Raw genomic sequence first — 15,713 nt, forward strand, 5'->3', positions numbered from 1 at the left:
TCGCGGCCGGCCCGTCTCCCCGCACGTCCTGTCCGCCTCACCCCTCCGCTCGCGCCTCCTGCGCCGCGATGTCCTTCATCGCCAGGTCCGCCCGGCGGAACTGGTCCGTCTCCGGGAGCGCGAGGTGCAGTCCGGCGACGGTCGTCAGCGAGACCGTCACCTCGGCCACGGTCACGTCGAGGACGTGCCCGCCCCTCTCGCGGGCGTCGTCGACGTAGTGCAGGTGGTACCCGGGGACCGACACGGCCTGCTCGAACTGCGGAGTGCGGAACCCCGCGATCGTGCCGCGGGTGTCGGCGATGCCGGTGACGCTCTGGTGGGCGGTCGCCTCGATCAGGGGCGGGTACGGCTCGGTCTGCGCGCCCACGGTCCGGGTGCGGACCTCGGTGAACCGGCCGTCGATCCGCAGGGCGACGGGGATGTTCCCGCCGTCGACCGCGTCGTCGATCAGCCGGGTGAGGCCGGCGAGACCGGTCGGCTCCCCCACCGTGAACGTCGTGGTCGCGTGGAAGGGCAGCACGGCGGCGAAGGGCGTCCGGTCGTCGCCGTCCGCGACCTGGACGGAGCCGTCGCTGCGCAGGTGGTAGCAGACGCCGTCGACGATCACCATCTCGCCGTCCAGGTGGTTGAAGGTGCCCAGCCCGAGGTCGCCGTGGGTGAGCAGCTCGCCGATCGTCAGGTCCCCGTCGTAGACCCCGGCCAGCAGGGCGGCCATGGTCGAGCTCTGGTAGATCGCGTAGTCGTCGGTCGAGTCGACCGTGTGCGTGCTCATTCGAAGGCGTCCTCGACCAGGTGGGCGGCGATGTCGACGTTGCGGCTGTAGTCCACCGCGACGTCGATGATCGAGACGCCCGGCTCGGCGAGGGAGGCGCGGAAGGCCTCCTCGAACTCGGCGAGGCCGCTCACCCGCCTGCCCGTGGCGCCGAACGCCGCGGCGAACTTCTCGATGTCGTAGTCGCCGAGCTGGACCCCGGACTTGCGGCCGTACTTCAGCAGCTGCTGGAAGCCGACCATGTCGTAGGTGTCGTCCCGCATGATCACGTGCGTGAACGAGAGGCCGAGCCGCGTCGCCGTCTCGATCTCCGTCGCGGAGAACAGGAACCCTCCGTCACCCGAGACGGAGACCACCGGGGTCCCGGGGCGCAGGAGGCTCGCCGCCATGCCCCACGGGAAGGAGACGCCGAGGGTCTGCTGCCCGTTCGAGAAGAGCAGGTGCTTGGGCTCGTACACGCGGAAGTGCCGGGCCATGAAGATGTAGTTCGAGCCGATGTCGCAGGCCACGGTGGCGTCGTCCGAGAGCAGGTCGCGCATCAGGAGCACGAGGCGGGCGGGATCGACGGTCCCGGGAGCCGCCTCGGCCGTCCGCGCCGCGTCGTCGATCCGCTCCAGCTCGCTCCGGTGCCGGGCGACCCGGTCGGCCGCGTCCTCGTCGAGCTGCAGGCCGGAGACGAGGGGCGTGAGGGCCGCGACCGTCTGCGCGAGATCGCCCTTCAGCTCCAGCGCCGGCAGGTAGTGGTTGTCCAGCGGGGCGTCGACGGAGTCGATGTGGACGATCCGGCGGTCGACGTCGCTGTTCCAGATCACCGGGTCGTACTCGACGGCGTCGTAGCCGATCGCGACGACGAGGTCGGACTCGGCGAGGGCGAGGTCGGCGGGCTGATTCTTGAACAGGCCGACGCGGCCCAGGTAGTGGTCCTCGAGCTCGCGGGAGACGAGGCCGGCCGCCTGGAACGTCTCGATCACCGGCAGCTCCGTCTCGCTGATCAGGGCCCGCAGTGCCGCCACGGTCGCCGGCTCCGACGCGCGGAGTCCCACGAGGAGGACGGGCCGCTCCGCGGTGTTGATCAGGTCGGCGGCGTGCGTGAGGTCCTCGGCGCGCGCCGGACCGCTCGTCGGCCCCGTGGCCGCCCGGGTGATGACCTGCGAGGTCGGCGCGGCCATCACGCTGGCCGACAGGACGACCGCCGCGGCGCCTCGGGGCTCGGTGACCGCGGCGCGGAAGGCGTTGCTGACCGCCTCCGAGACGTCGTCCGGATCCGTCGACTCGACCGTGTACTTCGTCACGGTGGTGAGGAAGGCGGCCGCGTCCATCGACTGGTGCGTGCGCTTGAGGCGGTCGGAGAGCTGCACGGCCCCGGCGAGCGCGACGACCGGGTCCTGCTCCGTGTTGGCCGTGAGCAGGCCGGTGGCGAGGTTGGTCGTGCCGGGGCCGGAGGTCACGAGGACGACCCCCGGGCTGCCCGTCAGCCGTCCCACCGCGGCGGCCATGAAGGCGGCGTTCTGCTCGTGCCGGCAGACGATCAGCTCCGGCCCCTCGTCGGCGAGGACGTCGAAGACCGCGTCGATCTTCGCTCCCGGGATCCCGAAGACGTACTTCACGCCGTTGGCGGTCAGGGTCTCGATCACCCGCCGTGCACTGCGCGTCTCGACGTTCGGCTGCTCCATGGTCCGCTCCGCTCTCTCCTCGGTTGTACCGACGAGCGTAGGAACGGGGGCACCCGGAGCGACCCGGTCAGATGACTCGTTCCCACCGGTGCATCTCCGGCGGCGTACCGATCGCAGTGACGGTGCGCTCGGGCGGGACACGCTCGGCTCCCCCGCCGACGGTCTGCTCCGAGAGTCGTCCGACGCTCGCCGCGACGTCCCCGGTCGTGATGGACTTGCCCGCATGATGATCTCTCCGCGCGAGTCCGCGCACGACACGAAGGCAGGCGTCTGATGGCCGAGGAGCGCGCGATCCTCGCGGGCGGATGCTTCTGGGGGCTCCAGGAGCTCATCCGCGACATGCCGGGCGTCTTCAGCACCCGCGCCGGTTACGCCGGCGGCAGCACGCCGAACGCGACCTACCGCCACCACGGCGACCACGCTGAGGCGGTCGAGATCGAGTTCGATCCCGAGCAGCTCTCCTACCGCGACCTGCTCGAGTTCTTCTTCCAGGTGCACGACCCGACGACGAAGAACCGTCAGGGCAACGACATCGGCACGGCCTACCGCTCCGTGATCCTCTTCCTCTCGCCTGAGCAGGAGAGGGTCGCGCGTCAGACGATCACCGAGATCGACGCGTCGGGCCGCTGGCCCGGACCGGTCGTCACCGAGGTCGAGCCCGCCGGCGAGTTCTGGGACGCCGAGGAGGAGCACCAGGACTACCTGCGCAAGCACCCCGGTGGCTACACCTGCCACTGGGTCCGGCCGAAGTGGGCGCTCGACGCCTGATCCCGGTCACGCGGGACGCGGGGCCCCGGGCTCCGCTCCCGCGGGCACGGCTCGCGCGCGGTGCGCGAAGAGAAGCACGACGGCGACCGCCGAGAGCACCAGGGCCGGCGTCGGGGCCCAGGCCGGAGCGAGCGTCACGGTCGCCGCTCCGACGACGGCTCCGACCGCGAGGCTCGCGACGATGAGCGCCTGGAGGGTCCTCGACCCGGACGAGCGCTCGGCGAGCTCCTGCATCAGGCTCGTGAGCGTGCCCGTGACGAACGTGGTCGTCAGGCCGGCGGCGCCGGAGATCCGCTTCGCGAGCACGGTCTGCAGCCCCAGCGCCGCCGCGCTGGTCGCGATGAACGCGCAGTCCACGAGCAGCGACGTGCCGCCCTGCACCGTCGGCCAGGCGACCGCGACGGCGAGCTGCAGGACGACCCCCACGAGTGCGATCGCGCGGAGCGGACGTCTCCCGTCGCCGGTCGACGGCGTGCGCGCCCGGGTCGTGCGGAACCCGGCGTAGACCGCTCCGGCGAAGAAGACGATCGCCGTGACCGCTCCGGCCGCGGTCGTCAGCCAGGCGGAGCGGGGGTACAGCCCCAGCAGCACCAGGTTGCCCGTCATGTTCGCGGTGAAGATGCCGCCGAGCAGGAGGAACGCGAACGCGTCGGTCGCGCCCGAGGCGATGGCCAGCAGCACCAGGGCGAGCCGCAGTCGCGCGGGCCCGGTCACCGCCGTCACGCGAGGCCCTCAGCCATGGAGCTGCCGCCAGGTGACGATCTGCTCTCCGCGGAGCTCGTAGCTCCCGAAGCAGCGGAGCCAGTGGCCCTTCCCCGTGTCCGAGCGGAGGTGCAGGGCGTGCTCGGTGAGGACGACGCTGCCGGCCACGGCGATCGTGACGAGGGCGATCCGGATCTCGGTGAACGCCCGATGGACCTCGTCGCACATCTCGAGGACCCGCGCCCGCCCCGCGATCTCCTGCGAGCTCGACGCGCTGTAGACGACCTCCGGATGCAGGAACGGGACGAGCTGGCGGCTGTCGCGAGCGCTCCACACCTCGAGGAAGTCGCGCACGACCAGCTCGTTCTCGATCATCGCGACGCCCCGCACCGACGCGTCCTGCCAGCTCTCGGCCATGGGTCCTCCCGCCGTCCCCGCACCGACACTCGTCGATGGCGACGAGCCTGCCCGAGAGAGCCCCGGGCGCCTACGCGTCGGATGACCCGATCTCCCCGGCGGCGGGCTCACCGCGCGTGCGCCGTCGCCAGCTCGCCCCAGTGCGTCGTCGCCCGGAGCGAGAGTGCGTCGCGCTTCATCGTCCACACCGGCCCCGTGCGGATGCCCGCCAGCCCGAGGCCGACCGCGGACCGCCCGTGGCGCTTCGTCACCGCGTCGATGGTGGCGCCGAGGCCCTTCGTGTCGAAGGCGGTGTCGAAGATCTCGAGCAGCGCATGGGAGTTCCGCGGCGACAGGTTCGTGAGGATGACGCCGGCCCGCACGTAGCGCGCGCCCTCCCGCAGCCGCGGGCGCAGGGTGCCGATCGCGGCCCTCACCATCGCCACCGGGTCGTCCGTGGGAACGGGGAAGCCGGCCAGGCCGCCGGCGGACTCGTACGGCGCGTCCGCGAACGGCGATGTCGACGCGAACACGCTCATCGTCCTGGTGACCGACTCCTGCGCGCGGAGGCGGTGGGCGGCGCGCTGCGCGTAGACGGAGAGCACCTGCTCCATGTCCGCGATCGTCGTCACGGGAGTGGCGAACGACCGGGAGAAGATCAGCTGGTCACGGACGGTGCGAGCGGCCTCGAGGGGGATGCAGTCGACGCCGCGCAGCTCGTAGACGGAGCGCTGCAGGACGACCGAGAACTTCTTGCGGATCAGCGCGGGGTCCGCGTCGCGGAGGTCGCGGACGGTGTGGATGGACAGCTCCGCGAGGCGCTTCCCTGTGCGGCCGGCGACTCCCCACAGCTCGGTGACGTGCTGCGAGGCCATGAGCGCGTCGAGCTGCTCGGGCGTGTACCAGTCGGTGTCGCAGACGCCCCCCAGGCGCGGGTGCTTCTTCGCTCCGCCCTTGTTGACGAACTTCGCGAGAGTCTTGCTCGGTCCGAAGCCGACGCAGACGGGCAGGCCGACGTTCTTCGCGACGGCCGCCCGCATCGCCCGGCCGATCTTCGCCCGCTCCGCCACGTCGCCGTCGATGCCGAGGAAGGACTCGTCGATCGAGTACACCTCCTGCCAGGCGGAGTAGCGGCCCAGCAGCTCCATGACGCGCGCGGACAGCTCGCCGTAGAGCTCGTAGTTGCTCGATCGGGCGATCACCTCCGGGAGGCGACCGGAGCGGATGAGCGGCTCGATCTGGAACCAGGGCGTGCCGTTCTCGATCCCGAGCCTCTTCACCTCGTCGGAGCGGGCGACCACGCAGCCGTCGTTGTTCGAGAGGACGACGACGGGGCGGCCCGCGAGCCTCGGATCGAACAGCCGCTCGCAGGAGACGTAGAACGAGTTCACGTCGACCAGGGCGATGCGCCGCTCAGAGCGCACGGTGCAGCCGGTGGAGGCAGACGGTGACGACGCCCCACACCTGGAGGTCGCTCAGCTCGGCGACGTGGATCGGCGGGTACTCCGGGTTCTCGGCCCGCAGCACCACTCCCCCGGGGTGCAGCTCGAGGCGCTTCACGGTCAGCTCGCCGTCGAGGATCGCGATGACCACGCTCCCGTGCGTCGGCGTGATCGACCGGTCGACCACGAGCTCGTCGCCGTCGCTGATGCCCGCGCCGACCATGCTCTCGCCCGAGACACGGACGATGAACGTCGACGTCCTATCGCGGATCAGGTGGTCGTTGAGGTCGAGGGACCCGTCGAAGTAGTCCTGCGCCGGCGACGGGAATCCCGCCGCCACGGCCTCGCTGGTGACGAGGAAGGTGACGGCGACGGCGTCCGAGGCCGGAGTCGCGATGCGCTCCACGACGGTCACGCTCATGGTCGACCCCCTCCTCGTGGTATCGAACGTGTGTTCGAACGCGTCCGAGTGTAGGTCGGGGGCACCGACATTCGGGAGGCGCTCGGCGCCGTCCTCGACCGCTCGCGGGGACGATCACCGGGGACGCCGCTGGGCGCCCGGAGGATTGGCGCGTCGGCCGACGCGGGCCCAGCCTCCCTGGAGCCTTCTCCGGCACGATCCGACCTCATCCCCTCGGAAGGAGCCCCTCCCATGCGCGCATCCCGTCCTCTTCCCGGCGACCCCTGGCCGTCGCAGATGGTCATCACGGTCGAGGACAACCCCTCGGCGCTGCTCGAGCTCCTCTGGATCCGCGAAGCGTGGGGCTTCACTCCGGCGGTCGACGGGCCTCCGCCGCTCGAGCGGTCCCCGGAGCGGGTCGGGTCGGCGGAGCCCGGCGCCGACGAGCAGCGCGCCTGGCCTCAGCTGTGGCAGGACTGCGTCGAGCATCTGGCGGTCGAGACCGGCCCGCTCCTCCGGCAGCTCTCCAGCACCGCCGACGGATCCCCCGAGCGCGCACGCCTCCTCGACCTCGCGCGCGGCCCCGGCTGGCGGGAGCGCTTCGGCGACGACTCCCTCGGAGCGCCTTTCAGCGCCTGGCACGACGAGCTGCGATCCACCCGGATGGACGCGCGGGACGTCCCGCTGGACGCCGCCCCCGAGCGGCGCTGCCTCGGCTCCCTCGTCCCCGCCTGGGAGGCCGGACTGAGGACGGTGGTCACCCTCCCCTGCCGCGGCGAGTACACCCGCGCCGTCTCCGGCTCGGTGCTGATCCTGACCGACAGCGACCACCGGGACCCGGACCGCTACGCCGCCGCGCTCCGACGGTTCGCCGACGGCTCGCCGGAGTGACGGGGCACGGATCTCCGGATCGGATGAACGCTCGCGCGCTCCGGACGGTATCCCCCTCCGAGCCGCCGATCTCCGGCGACCGCAAGTCTCGAGGAGTGCACGATGACCAGGAACATCAGAGTCGGTATCGCAGCTGTCGCCGTCGCGGGCGTGATGGCGGTGGCACCCGTGCTCGCCGGTGCGAGCAGCGTCGCTCCCGCCGCGGCGACCAGCGACTCCAGCAGCGCGTCGGACAGGAACCTGATCAACGCGGTCCGCTCCGTGGCGGCGAAGCTGCGGGTCGTCGGACTCTCCGACGGCGGCACGAAGCTCGTGCAGTTCAACCCGACCAAGCCCGGCAAGGTCACGAACCGCGTCGCCGTCACCGGCCTCACCGGCGGCGACACCGCGCTCATCGGCATCGACTACCGGGTCCAGGACGGCGCCCTCTACGGCGTCGGCGACAACGCGGCGAGCGCCGGCGTCTACTCCATCAACCCGTCCACCGGCGTGGCCACCCAGGTGACCCGTCTCACCGTGGCGCTGAGCGGCACCTCCTTCGGCGTCGACTTCAACCCCGCCGCGAACGCGCTCCGCGTGGTCAGCGACACAGGCCAGAACCTCCGTCAGCCGTTCGCCACCGCGGGCGCCGCGACGGTCGCCGACGGCACGCTCAGCTACGCCGCGCCCGCCGTGGCCACCGGTGTCGCCGGGGCCGCGTACACGAACAACGACCTCGACGCGAACAGCGCGACCACCCTGTTCGTCCTCGACACGGCCCTCGACCAGATCGCCATCCAGTCCCCGGCCAACGCCGGCACCCTGGCGCCGACCGGGAAGCTCGGCCTCGACGCAGCGGGTGCGACCGGCTTCGACATCTACTCCGTCCTCCGCAACGGCAGCTCCATCGGCTCGGTCGGCCTCGCCGCCGTCAACGGGTCGCTCTACGAGATCGGACTGCTGAACGGCACGGCGACTCCGCTCGGCGCCATCGGCGCGGACGTCACGGACATCGCCGTCCCGCTCGTCCAGCGCTGACCCGAAAGGCTCCCGGCGACCGCGCCCCTGCCGACCGACGCTCCCGGTGAGCGCCGGTCGGCAGGACGCCGGTCGGCAGGACGCTCCGGCGGGCCGCCGGGGCCGAGAGCCCTCGTCGGAAAGTTCACTCAGCTATGCATCACCGTTCACCCACCGATGCGGCGATGAGGAGTGAGATGAGCGTGCCCCTTTCCGGGGTCTCACCTCTCAAGGAGTCCACGACGTGACACGACTGTTCCGCTCCGCGAACCGCGGACGCTCCGCTCTGGCCCTCTCGGCCGCTGCTCTGGTCTGCGCCGCCGCCCTGGCCGCACCCGGCGCCGCCACTGCCGTCGGTGCCGCCGACCTCTCCGCCACCGGCGGAGCCGCCCGCATCTCCCCGGTCGACGCCGACCTCTCCGACTCGCTGCGCGCAGCGGTGAAGGAGCAGGACGCGAAGAACGTCATCCTCCTCATCGGGGACGGCATGGGCGATTCGGAGATCACCGTCGCCCGCAACTACCAGTACGGAGCGGCCGGCCGCTTCCCCGGGATCGACGCCCTGCCGATCACCGGCCAGTACACGACCTACTCGCTCTACCGCGCGGACGACCCGGCGACGGGCGCCGTCAAGGGCGCCCCGGACTACGTGCCCGACTCCGCCGCCACCGGCAGCGCCTGGGCCACCGGCACCAAGACCTACGACAACGCCATCTCGGTCGACATCGACCAGCAGCGCAAGGACACCCTCCTCGAGATCGCGAAGGCGAACGGCCTGAAGACCGGCAACGTCACCACCGCCGAGATCCAGGACGCCACCCCGGCCGTGCAGGCCGCCCACGTCGACGCCCGCAGCTGCTACGGACCCGACAGCGCGAGCTGCGGCGACGACGCGCTGGAGAACGGCGGACTCGGCTCGATCAGCGAGCAGATCCTCGACACCCGCGCCGACCTGACCCTCGGCGGAGGGTCGGCCAGCTTCGCGCAGGTCGCCCGCGCCGGCGACTGGAGCGGCGAGCCGCTGTTCCAGCAGGCCGCGGAGCGCGGCTTCCAGGTGCTCGGGGACGCCACGACTCCCGCCACCGCCGCGCAGCTCGACGCGCTGACCGTCGCCGACCAGGACGCGCCCGTGCTCGGACTGTTCAACTCCGGCAACCTGCCCGTCCGCTACGCGCCCACCCCGGCGACGGTCGGCGGAGCGGACGCCGCCCCGCAGACCTGCGTCGCGAACCCCGACCGTCCGGCCGAGCAGCCGACGCTCCGCTCCATGACCGAGAAGGCGATCGACCTCCTCGACACCGGCGACCAGGGCTTCTTCCTCCAGGTCGAGGGCGCGAGCATCGACAAGCAGGACCACGCCGCGAACGCGTGCGGCCAGATCGGCGAGACCGTCGACCTCGACGAGGCCGTCCAGGCCGCGCTCGCGTTCGCCGAGGCGGACGGCAACACCCTCGTCATCGTCACCGCCGACCACGCCCACTCCAGCCAGATCGTCGACTCCACCCCGCCGACCTCGCTCAGCACCGCGCTGAAGACCGCCGACGGCAGCACCATGAAGGTGTCGTACGGCACCGCCGCCGAGGGCGGATCGCAGCAGCACACCGGAACGCAGCTGCGCATCGCCGCCTACGGGCCGGGCGCGGCGAACGTCGCCGGGCTCACCGACCAGACCGACACGTTCTTCACCATCACGAACGCGCTCGGAGTGGACCGCGACATCCGCTCGATGAGCTTCGGAGCCACCGCCGAGCTCTCCGGCTCGTCGTTCGCCCCCGGAGCCGACGTCACTCTCACCGCGAGGGGCTTCAACGGAGACACGCAGCTGATCGGCTCCGCGCCCCTCTTCACGGACCGCACCGCGACCCGCGACCTCGCCGGCGGCGGCCTCACCGTCACGGCGAAGGCGCCCGCCACGCCCGGCGACTACAGCGTCACGGTGACCGGCGACCAGACCGGCAAGGCGATCACCCTGCCGTTCACCGTCACCGAGCGCCCGAAGTCGAGCACCCCCATCACCGACAAGGTCAAGGACATCGGCGGGAAGCTGATCGACAAGATCCGCCAGCACTGAGCACTCGTCGGCCCGGCTCCTCTGGAGGAGCGCGGGCCGACGGAGTCGCGGGAAGGGCCGTCCCTCGGGGCGGCCCTTCCTCGCGTCCGGGGGGGGTCGGCACGACCGGACCGGTGAGCCCGCCTCCGATCAGGACGCGCCGACTCCCGGCGACCGGTCGCGATGCGGCACGGCCCCCGCGCGCTGCACGATCGAGCGGATCAGCGCTTCGAGCAGCAGCGCCGCCCGGCTCGCTGTCAGCGGGGTGGGCTGCCGATCCGACGAACCACTGCGACTCCCCTCGGAGGAACAGCCCGCTGCTCGAAAAGGTCCGGCTCATCAGAGGGAAGCGCGACTCGGCGGTCGGTGCGGTTGATGTAGAAATCGAACCCGCTGCCGTCGATCGTCCGCCGCGAGTGGAAGACGGCGCCGACCATCTCCGACGGGAGCTCGGAGGCCACTCCGGCGGCCTCGAGAAGTTCGGCGACGACATCGAGGAGGTCACCCCCTCGGAGACGGGTCGAGACGTAGGAGGCGCTGCCCGCTCCGGCCGCGCGCCGCGTCACCGCCGGCTCGCCCGCGTGCGGTCCTGTCGCGTAGCGGCGGACCACCCGCGTCTCAGGACTGCGGAGCTGGATCCCCTCGGTCCACAGGGATCCGTGCAGGTCACCCTCCAGCAGGACGTGCTCCTCCTCGAGGAGCGGGTGGAACTCCTCCACTCGGATGCCGAGGAGGTCGCGCAGAGCACCCGGGTAGCCGCTGGCGACGACGTGGTCGTTCTCGTCGGCGATCCCCGAGAAGTACGTGGTGATCAGGTTCCCGCCGCCCTCGACGTAGCCGGTCAGCTCGCGACCTGTCCGCCCGGAGACGAGGTAGAGCATCGGAGCGACGACGACGTCGTACGGGGTCAGGTCGGTGCCCGGGGTGATCACGTCCGCGCGGACGCCCGCGTCGGCGAGCGCGCGCCACCAGTCCAGCGCCTCGCGTCGGTAGCGCAGCAGCGTGCTGGGGTGCGATTCCAGCTCGCTCGCCCACCAGGAGTCCCAGTCGAACAGGACGGCGACCGGGGCCGCCTCGCGCCGGCTCCCCGCCACATCGTCCAGCCGGCGCAGCCGCTCCCCCAGCTGGACGACGTCGCGGAACAGCTGGCTGTCCTCGCCGGCGTGGGGCAGCATCGCGGAGTGGAACTTCTCCGCTCCGGCGACGGACTGCCGCCACTGGAAGTAGCAGACGGCGTCGGCGCCGTAGGCGACGTGGGTGAGGGCGTCGCGCGCCATCTCCCCCGGCTGCTTGGGCTGGTTGACCGGCTGCCAGTTCACCGCGCTGGTCGAGTGCTCCATCAGGAACCAGGGCGATCCCTGCGCGACGCCTGAGGTCAGCGCCGCTGAGAAGGCCAGCTCGTCGAAGGACTGCTCCCCGGCGAAGCGGTAGTGGTCGTTGGAGACGAAGTCGACCTCCCGCGCCCAGTCGTCGTAGGCGGCGTGGTTCTTGCCCTCCATGATCATGAAGTTGGTCGTGACCGGGATGTCGGGGGTGATCCGCCGCAGCACCTCGCGCTCGGCGACGAGGTACTCCTTCAGGGCGTCGGAGGAGAAACGGAGGAAGTCCAGGCGCTGGGTCGGGTTCGGCAGGGCCGCCACCAGACGCGGAGTGAGCACCTCCTCGAACGAGCTGTAGCGCTGCGACCAGAACGCTGTCCCCCACGCCGCGTTGAGGCCGTCGATGCCGGTGTAGCGGTGCTCGAGCCAGGTGCGGAACGCCCGCGTGGCGTCCTCGGAGTGGTCCCAGGCGTTGTGGCAGCCGAGCTCGTTGCTGACATGCCAGGCGACGATCGCGGGGTGGTCCCGGTAGCGCTCGGCGATGCGCTCGACGAGCTCGAGGGCGTGCGCTCGGAAGACCGCCGAGGTGGGACGCCAGTGCTGCCGGCCCCCGGGCGAGAGGATCCTGCCGTCGGCGGTGACGGGGAGGATCTCCGGGTGGGCCAGCGTGAGCCAGGGCGGCGGGGAGGCGGTCGCCGTCGCCAGATCGACTCCGATGCCTCCGGCGTGCAGCAGGTCGAGGACCTCGTCGAGCCAGGCGAAGTCCCACTGGTCGGGGGCGGGCTGGATCTTCGCCCAGGAGAAGATGGCGACGGAGACGACGTCGACCCCGGCCTCCTGCATCAGCCGGACGTCCTCGGCCCAGACCTCGCGCGGCCACTGATCCGGGTTGTAGTCGGCGCCGAAGGAGATGCGCGGGGTGCGCTCCTCGCCGGTGCGGAGCCATCGGTGGTTCATGGGAGCCTCTCGTCGGTGTCCGGGCGCCGTGAAGACGGCGACCGCGGGTCGTGTGGGGTCGGGTCGGGTCGAGCGCGGGTCGAGCGCGATCAGGCGGAGCGCTGGGAGAGCGGGGAGATGACGAGCTCGTCGATCCGCACGTGGCGGGGTGCGTCGACCACGAACATCGCCGAGCGGGCGATATCGGCGGGCGCGAGCATCACCGATCGGGCCGCCGCGCCGGGGACCTCGGGCCGTTGGCGCAGGAAGTCGCTGTCGATGTCCCCGGGGCAGAGGAGTGTCGCGCGGACGCCCGAGTCCGCCTCCTGGTCGTTGAGGGTGCGGACGACCGGCGCGAGCGCCGTCTTCCCGGCGCTGTAGGCGACTCCGGCGCCGGGCGAGGGGCGCCAGCCCGCGATCGAGGAGACCACGACGATCACGCCGGATGCGGCGCGCAGTCCCGGAAGTGCGGCGTCGGCACTGCGGACGACGCCGAGGAGGTTGGTCTGCACGACGCTCGCGAACTCCGCCATCGACTGGTCCGCCCACGCCCGCCGCGGGGTGTTGGCACCGGCGGAGAGAATGACGGCGTCCAGGCGGTCGGTGCCGGTCGCGGCGGCGATCGCCTCGACGCGCTCACGGGCGTCGTCCGCGGCGACGTCGAACGGCAGCTCGAGGGCGGTGCCGCCTGCGGCGCGGACGAGTCCCGCCGTCTCGGACAGCTCGGGCGCCCTGCGCCCCGAGAGGGCGACGGTCCACCCCCGCTCCCCCAGGGCCGTCGCGCAGGCGCGCCCCACTCCGCTTCCGGCTCCTGTCACCCAGGCGACTCGCATCTCCGCGTCCATGAGATCTATAATAAGCAGACTTTTCAGAACGACGGGGGTAGGACATGCTGATGGATCTCACGGATCGGGTCGTCCTGGTGACGGGTGGCGGCCGGGGCATCGGGCGGGCGCTCGCTGAGCGGTTCGCCCTCGAGGGTGCGAAGGTGGCGGCGTTCGACGTCGCCTTCCCTGAGGGCGCGCCCGAGAGCGTCCTCCAGATCGAGGGCGACGTGACCGAGCCCGACTCCGTGGCGAGCGGCGTCGCTCGCGTCGCCGAGGAGTTCGGCGGTATCGATGTCCTGGTCAACAACGCGGGCATCAACCTCGAGGGCCGGGTGGAGGATCTCGATCTGGCCGCCTGGCGCCGCTGCTTCGACGTGAACGTCGGCGGCGTGTTCCTGATGTCGCAGGCGGTGCTTCCGCATGTGAAGGCCTCCGGTCATGGACGCATCCTCAACGCGGCCTCGTTCGCGGCGATCGTCCCCTCGGTGGGCGCGGCCGCCTACGGCGCATCGAAGGCGGCCGTCGTGCAGTTCAGCCGGGTGCTCGCCGGCGAGCTGGGGCCGTGGGGCGTCACGGTCAACGCCTACGCTCCCGGTATGATCCCGAGCGCCATGAACGGTTTCGAGACGATGCCCCAGGCGGCTCAGGACCGGCTGCTCGACACGCTGACCCTCCGCCGCTGGGGCACCGCCGACAGCATCGCCGATCTGCTCGTGTTCCTCGCGAGCGACGCCGCCGACTACATCACGGGCACGCTCATCGACGTGAGCGGCGGAAAGCTCGCCACGCAGCTCCCGCAGCGCGCCTACGAGGGAGTGGTCCCACCCGTCTCATGACTCATCAACGCTCCCTCGTCGACACCATCGGCACCGCCATCGTCGGTGGAGATCCGCCGACGGGCACGGTGCTGAACATCGAGACGCTCACCCGCGAGCACGGCGTCTCGCGGTCGGTGATCCGAGAGGCTCTGCGCATCCTCGAGACGCTCGGGATGATAGTCGCCCGCCAGCGGGTGGGGATCACCGTCCTCGGCCGCGAGCACTGGCAGCTCCTGGATCCGCGGGTCATCGCCTGGCGGTCGCACACGGACGACGCGCAGATCCAGCTCCGCGAGCTCATGCAGCTGCGCACCATCATCGAGCCGGCGGCGGCGGAGCTCGCCGCGGTCCAAGGCACGGAGGAGCAGCTGACCGCGATCGTCCGGGCCGCCGAGGAGATGACCGCGACCTACCGCGACCGGCGCGTCGCCGCGTTCACGCGGGCCGACCTCGACTTCCACTCGGCGATCGTCGTCGCGGCCTCGAGCTCCGTCCTCGCGCAGCTCTCCGACACCGTCCTCGCCGCCCTCCGGCTGCGCTACTCCGGCAGCGTGCCGGTGTTCGACGAGGAGGGCGAGCGGGCCCTGGCCATCCACGTCCGGCTCGCCGACGCGCTCACCGCACGCGACGCCGGAGCAGCGGTCGGCCTCACCCGTGCGCTCGTCGATCAGACCCGGGGCCGCCTGGAGGAGCCCGTGGAGCACCCGGACGACGCGGTCGCGGCGACGCCGGGAGGCGGCGCATGAGCTCCGCCGTCCCCGCCTACTGGGAGGCCGCGGTGTGCATCCCGCCCGTGTCGCATCACGCCGAGGGCCCGCTCTGGGACCCGCGCGGCGACACGCTGATATGGGTCGACCAGTACGCGGGACTCGTCCGCTCCGCGACCCCGGAGGGTACGAGCTTCCTGCTCCGCCCCCCGATCGCCTTCGACGGTCCCGTGGGCGCCGTCGTCGGAGACGTGCGCGGCGGCTGGCTCGTCGCGGCTGCGGACGGCCTGTGGTCCCTCTCCCCAGAGGGCACCGTCTCCCCCGTCGTCGACGTCCTTCCGCGCGACGGCGTGCACCGGCGCATGAACGACGGGAAGGTCGATCCGGCCGGCCGGTTCTGGTTCGGCACGATGGCGATGGACAAGCGCTCGGGCGCCGGCTCCCTCTACGCCCTCGACCAGGGCGTCGTCACGGAGGCGGTCCCCGAGGTCACGATCTCCAACGGTCTGGCCTGGTCCCCAGACGGCGGCACGATGCATTACATCGACACCCCGACCCACCGCATCGACCGGTATCTCACGGAGGGGTCCGCCCTCCGTCGTGACGGATCGCTCGATCTGTCGTCGCGGCCAGGGAGCCCGGACGGCATGACGATCGACGACGAGGGGGCGCTGTGGGTAGCGATGTGGGGTGCTTCGGCAGTGCATCGCTACGACCCCTCCGGCGAGCTGATCGGTGTCGTCCACGTCGACGCCCCGCAGGTCTCCAGCGTGACCTTCGGCGGACCCGATCTGGACACCCTGTTCATCACGACGTCCCGCGAGGACTACTCTCCCGCCGATGCCGCCGCGCACCCTCTCGCCGGAGCGCTGTTCCAGGTGCGGCCGGGAGTCCGCGGCACAGCGGCCGTCCTGTACCGGCCCTGATCGCTCCGCGCCGATCCTCTCCGGTCCCGCGGAGCGCGGCGGCTGTCGCGGGACAGTCGATCGCGCCCTCGACCGCGCAGGAGAGCGCGG

General features: G+C 71.8%; 15 protein-coding genes. 7 read left to right on the top strand and 8 right to left on the bottom strand.

The genetic code is table 11. The annotated features are described in order from the left end of the window. Positions 1-37 precede the first annotated feature (37 nt). Both budA and alsS read right to left on the bottom strand, forming a co-directional pair. The gene (budA, locus tag C5C63_RS10410) at positions 38-772 is read right to left on the bottom strand and encodes an acetolactate decarboxylase (RefSeq protein ID WP_104326012.1); all 735 of its coding nucleotides are present in this window, start codon (positions 770-772) and stop codon (positions 38-40) included. After that, a complete protein-coding gene (gene alsS, locus C5C63_RS10415; protein ID WP_104326013.1) occupies positions 769-2,445 on the bottom strand; it encodes an acetolactate synthase AlsS in 1,677 nt (558 codons plus the stop codon). Before alsS ends, budA begins: the two co-directional genes overlap by 4 nt. Before the next feature lie 273 nt (positions 2,446-2,718). On the opposite strand from alsS, the gene msrA reads away from it, so the two are divergent. After that, complete coding sequence (msrA, locus tag C5C63_RS10420) at positions 2,719-3,213, top strand: peptide-methionine (S)-S-oxide reductase MsrA (protein ID WP_104226547.1); 495 nt, start codon at positions 2,719-2,721, stop codon at positions 3,211-3,213. 6 nt (positions 3,214-3,219) lie between these two features. Here the strand turns inward: msrA and C5C63_RS10425 are convergent, their stop codons facing one another. The 4 genes from C5C63_RS10425 to C5C63_RS10440 form a co-directional block, all read right to left on the bottom strand. After that, positions 3,220-3,927: a YoaK family protein gene (locus C5C63_RS10425; RefSeq protein WP_181110596.1), complete on the bottom strand. Its 708-nt coding sequence runs from the start codon at positions 3,925-3,927 to the stop codon at positions 3,220-3,222. An 18-nt stretch (positions 3,928-3,945) separates the two neighbouring features. After that, complete coding sequence (locus C5C63_RS10430; protein ID WP_104233989.1) at positions 3,946-4,332, bottom strand: nuclear transport factor 2 family protein; 387 nt, start codon at positions 4,330-4,332, stop codon at positions 3,946-3,948. Positions 4,333-4,439: 107 nt separating this feature from the next. After that, positions 4,440-5,735, bottom strand: a complete 1,296-nt coding sequence (locus C5C63_RS10435) for a Y-family DNA polymerase (protein ID WP_104233990.1) — start codon at positions 5,733-5,735, stop codon at positions 4,440-4,442. Continuing rightward, on the bottom strand, positions 5,725-6,174 hold the full coding sequence (locus tag C5C63_RS10440) for a LexA family transcriptional regulator (RefSeq protein WP_104233991.1): 450 nt from the start codon (positions 6,172-6,174) through the stop codon (positions 5,725-5,727). The genes C5C63_RS10435 and C5C63_RS10440 overlap by 11 nt, the downstream gene beginning before the upstream one ends. A 231-nt stretch (positions 6,175-6,405) precedes the next feature. On the opposite strand from C5C63_RS10440, the gene C5C63_RS10445 reads away from it, so the two are divergent. The 3 genes from C5C63_RS10445 (at position 6,406) to phoA (ending at position 10,111) form a co-directional block, all read left to right on the top strand. Next, positions 6,406-7,044 (top strand): hypothetical protein, encoded by a 639-nt coding sequence (locus tag C5C63_RS10445; RefSeq protein WP_104233992.1) that lies wholly within the window; start codon positions 6,406-6,408, stop codon positions 7,042-7,044. Between the two features lie 102 nt (positions 7,045-7,146). After that, on the top strand, positions 7,147-8,061 hold the full coding sequence (locus C5C63_RS10450) for a DUF4394 domain-containing protein (RefSeq protein ID WP_219812590.1): 915 nt from the start codon (positions 7,147-7,149) through the stop codon (positions 8,059-8,061). Between the two features lie 223 nt (positions 8,062-8,284). After that, positions 8,285-10,111 carry an alkaline phosphatase gene (phoA, locus tag C5C63_RS10455; protein WP_308471545.1) on the top strand — a complete coding sequence of 609 codons (1,827 nt, stop codon included), beginning with the start codon at positions 8,285-8,287 and terminating at the stop codon, positions 10,109-10,111. 236 nt (positions 10,112-10,347) lie between these two features. Here phoA and C5C63_RS10460 read toward each other — a convergent pair whose 3' ends face one another. Further along, positions 10,348-12,366, bottom strand: a complete 2,019-nt coding sequence (locus C5C63_RS10460) for a beta-galactosidase (RefSeq protein WP_104233993.1) — start codon at positions 12,364-12,366, stop codon at positions 10,348-10,350. Between the two features lie 89 nt (positions 12,367-12,455). Beyond that, the gene (locus C5C63_RS10465; RefSeq protein ID WP_104223304.1) at positions 12,456-13,190 is read right to left on the bottom strand and encodes an SDR family oxidoreductase; all 735 of its coding nucleotides are present in this window, start codon (positions 13,188-13,190) and stop codon (positions 12,456-12,458) included. Positions 13,191-13,240: 50 nt separating this feature from the next. Here C5C63_RS10465 and C5C63_RS10470 point away from each other — a divergent pair, with 50 nt between their 5' ends. Genes C5C63_RS10470 through C5C63_RS10480 form a run of 3 tightly spaced genes read left to right on the top strand, consistent with a single transcriptional unit; the run spans position 13,241 to position 15,623 of the window. Beyond that, positions 13,241-14,008, top strand: coding sequence for an SDR family NAD(P)-dependent oxidoreductase (locus C5C63_RS10470; RefSeq protein ID WP_308471546.1), 768 nt, complete (start codon positions 13,241-13,243; stop codon positions 14,006-14,008). Then, complete coding sequence (locus C5C63_RS10475) at positions 14,005-14,736, top strand: FadR/GntR family transcriptional regulator (protein ID WP_104223306.1); 732 nt, start codon at positions 14,005-14,007, stop codon at positions 14,734-14,736. The genes C5C63_RS10470 and C5C63_RS10475 overlap by 4 nt, the downstream gene beginning before the upstream one ends. After that, positions 14,733-15,623 (top strand): SMP-30/gluconolactonase/LRE family protein, encoded by an 891-nt coding sequence (locus tag C5C63_RS10480; protein ID WP_104238876.1) that lies wholly within the window; start codon positions 14,733-14,735, stop codon positions 15,621-15,623. The genes C5C63_RS10475 and C5C63_RS10480 overlap by 4 nt, the downstream gene beginning before the upstream one ends. Positions 15,624-15,713: the final 90 nt, after the last annotated feature.

The organism is Rathayibacter sp. AY1B8 (assembly GCF_002932775.1).
GTDB lineage: Bacteria > Actinomycetota > Actinomycetes > Actinomycetales > Microbacteriaceae > Rathayibacter.

Coding starts and splice junctions, on each gene's coding strand:
- budA (WP_104326012.1), bottom strand. CDS start 772: ATGAGCACGCACACGGTCGACTCGACCGACGACTACGCGATCTACCAG.
- alsS (WP_104326013.1), bottom strand. CDS start 2,445: ATGGAGCAGCCGAACGTCGAGACGCGCAGTGCACGGCGGGTGATCGAG.
- msrA (WP_104226547.1), top strand. CDS start 2,719: ATGGCCGAGGAGCGCGCGATCCTCGCGGGCGGATGCTTCTGGGGGCTC.
- C5C63_RS10430 (WP_104233989.1), bottom strand. CDS start 4,332: ATGGCCGAGAGCTGGCAGGACGCGTCGGTGCGGGGCGTCGCGATGATC.
- C5C63_RS10440 (WP_104233991.1), bottom strand. CDS start 6,174: ATGAGCGTGACCGTCGTGGAGCGCATCGCGACTCCGGCCTCGGACGCC.
- C5C63_RS10445 (WP_104233992.1), top strand. CDS start 6,406: ATGCGCGCATCCCGTCCTCTTCCCGGCGACCCCTGGCCGTCGCAGATG.
- C5C63_RS10450 (WP_219812590.1), top strand. CDS start 7,147: ATGACCAGGAACATCAGAGTCGGTATCGCAGCTGTCGCCGTCGCGGGC.
- C5C63_RS10460 (WP_104233993.1), bottom strand. CDS start 12,366: ATGAACCACCGATGGCTCCGCACCGGCGAGGAGCGCACCCCGCGCATC.
- C5C63_RS10465 (WP_104223304.1), bottom strand. CDS start 13,190: ATGGACGCGGAGATGCGAGTCGCCTGGGTGACAGGAGCCGGAAGCGGA.
- C5C63_RS10470 (WP_308471546.1), top strand. CDS start 13,241: ATGGATCTCACGGATCGGGTCGTCCTGGTGACGGGTGGCGGCCGGGGC.
- C5C63_RS10475 (WP_104223306.1), top strand. CDS start 14,005: ATGACTCATCAACGCTCCCTCGTCGACACCATCGGCACCGCCATCGTC.
- C5C63_RS10480 (WP_104238876.1), top strand. CDS start 14,733: ATGAGCTCCGCCGTCCCCGCCTACTGGGAGGCCGCGGTGTGCATCCCG.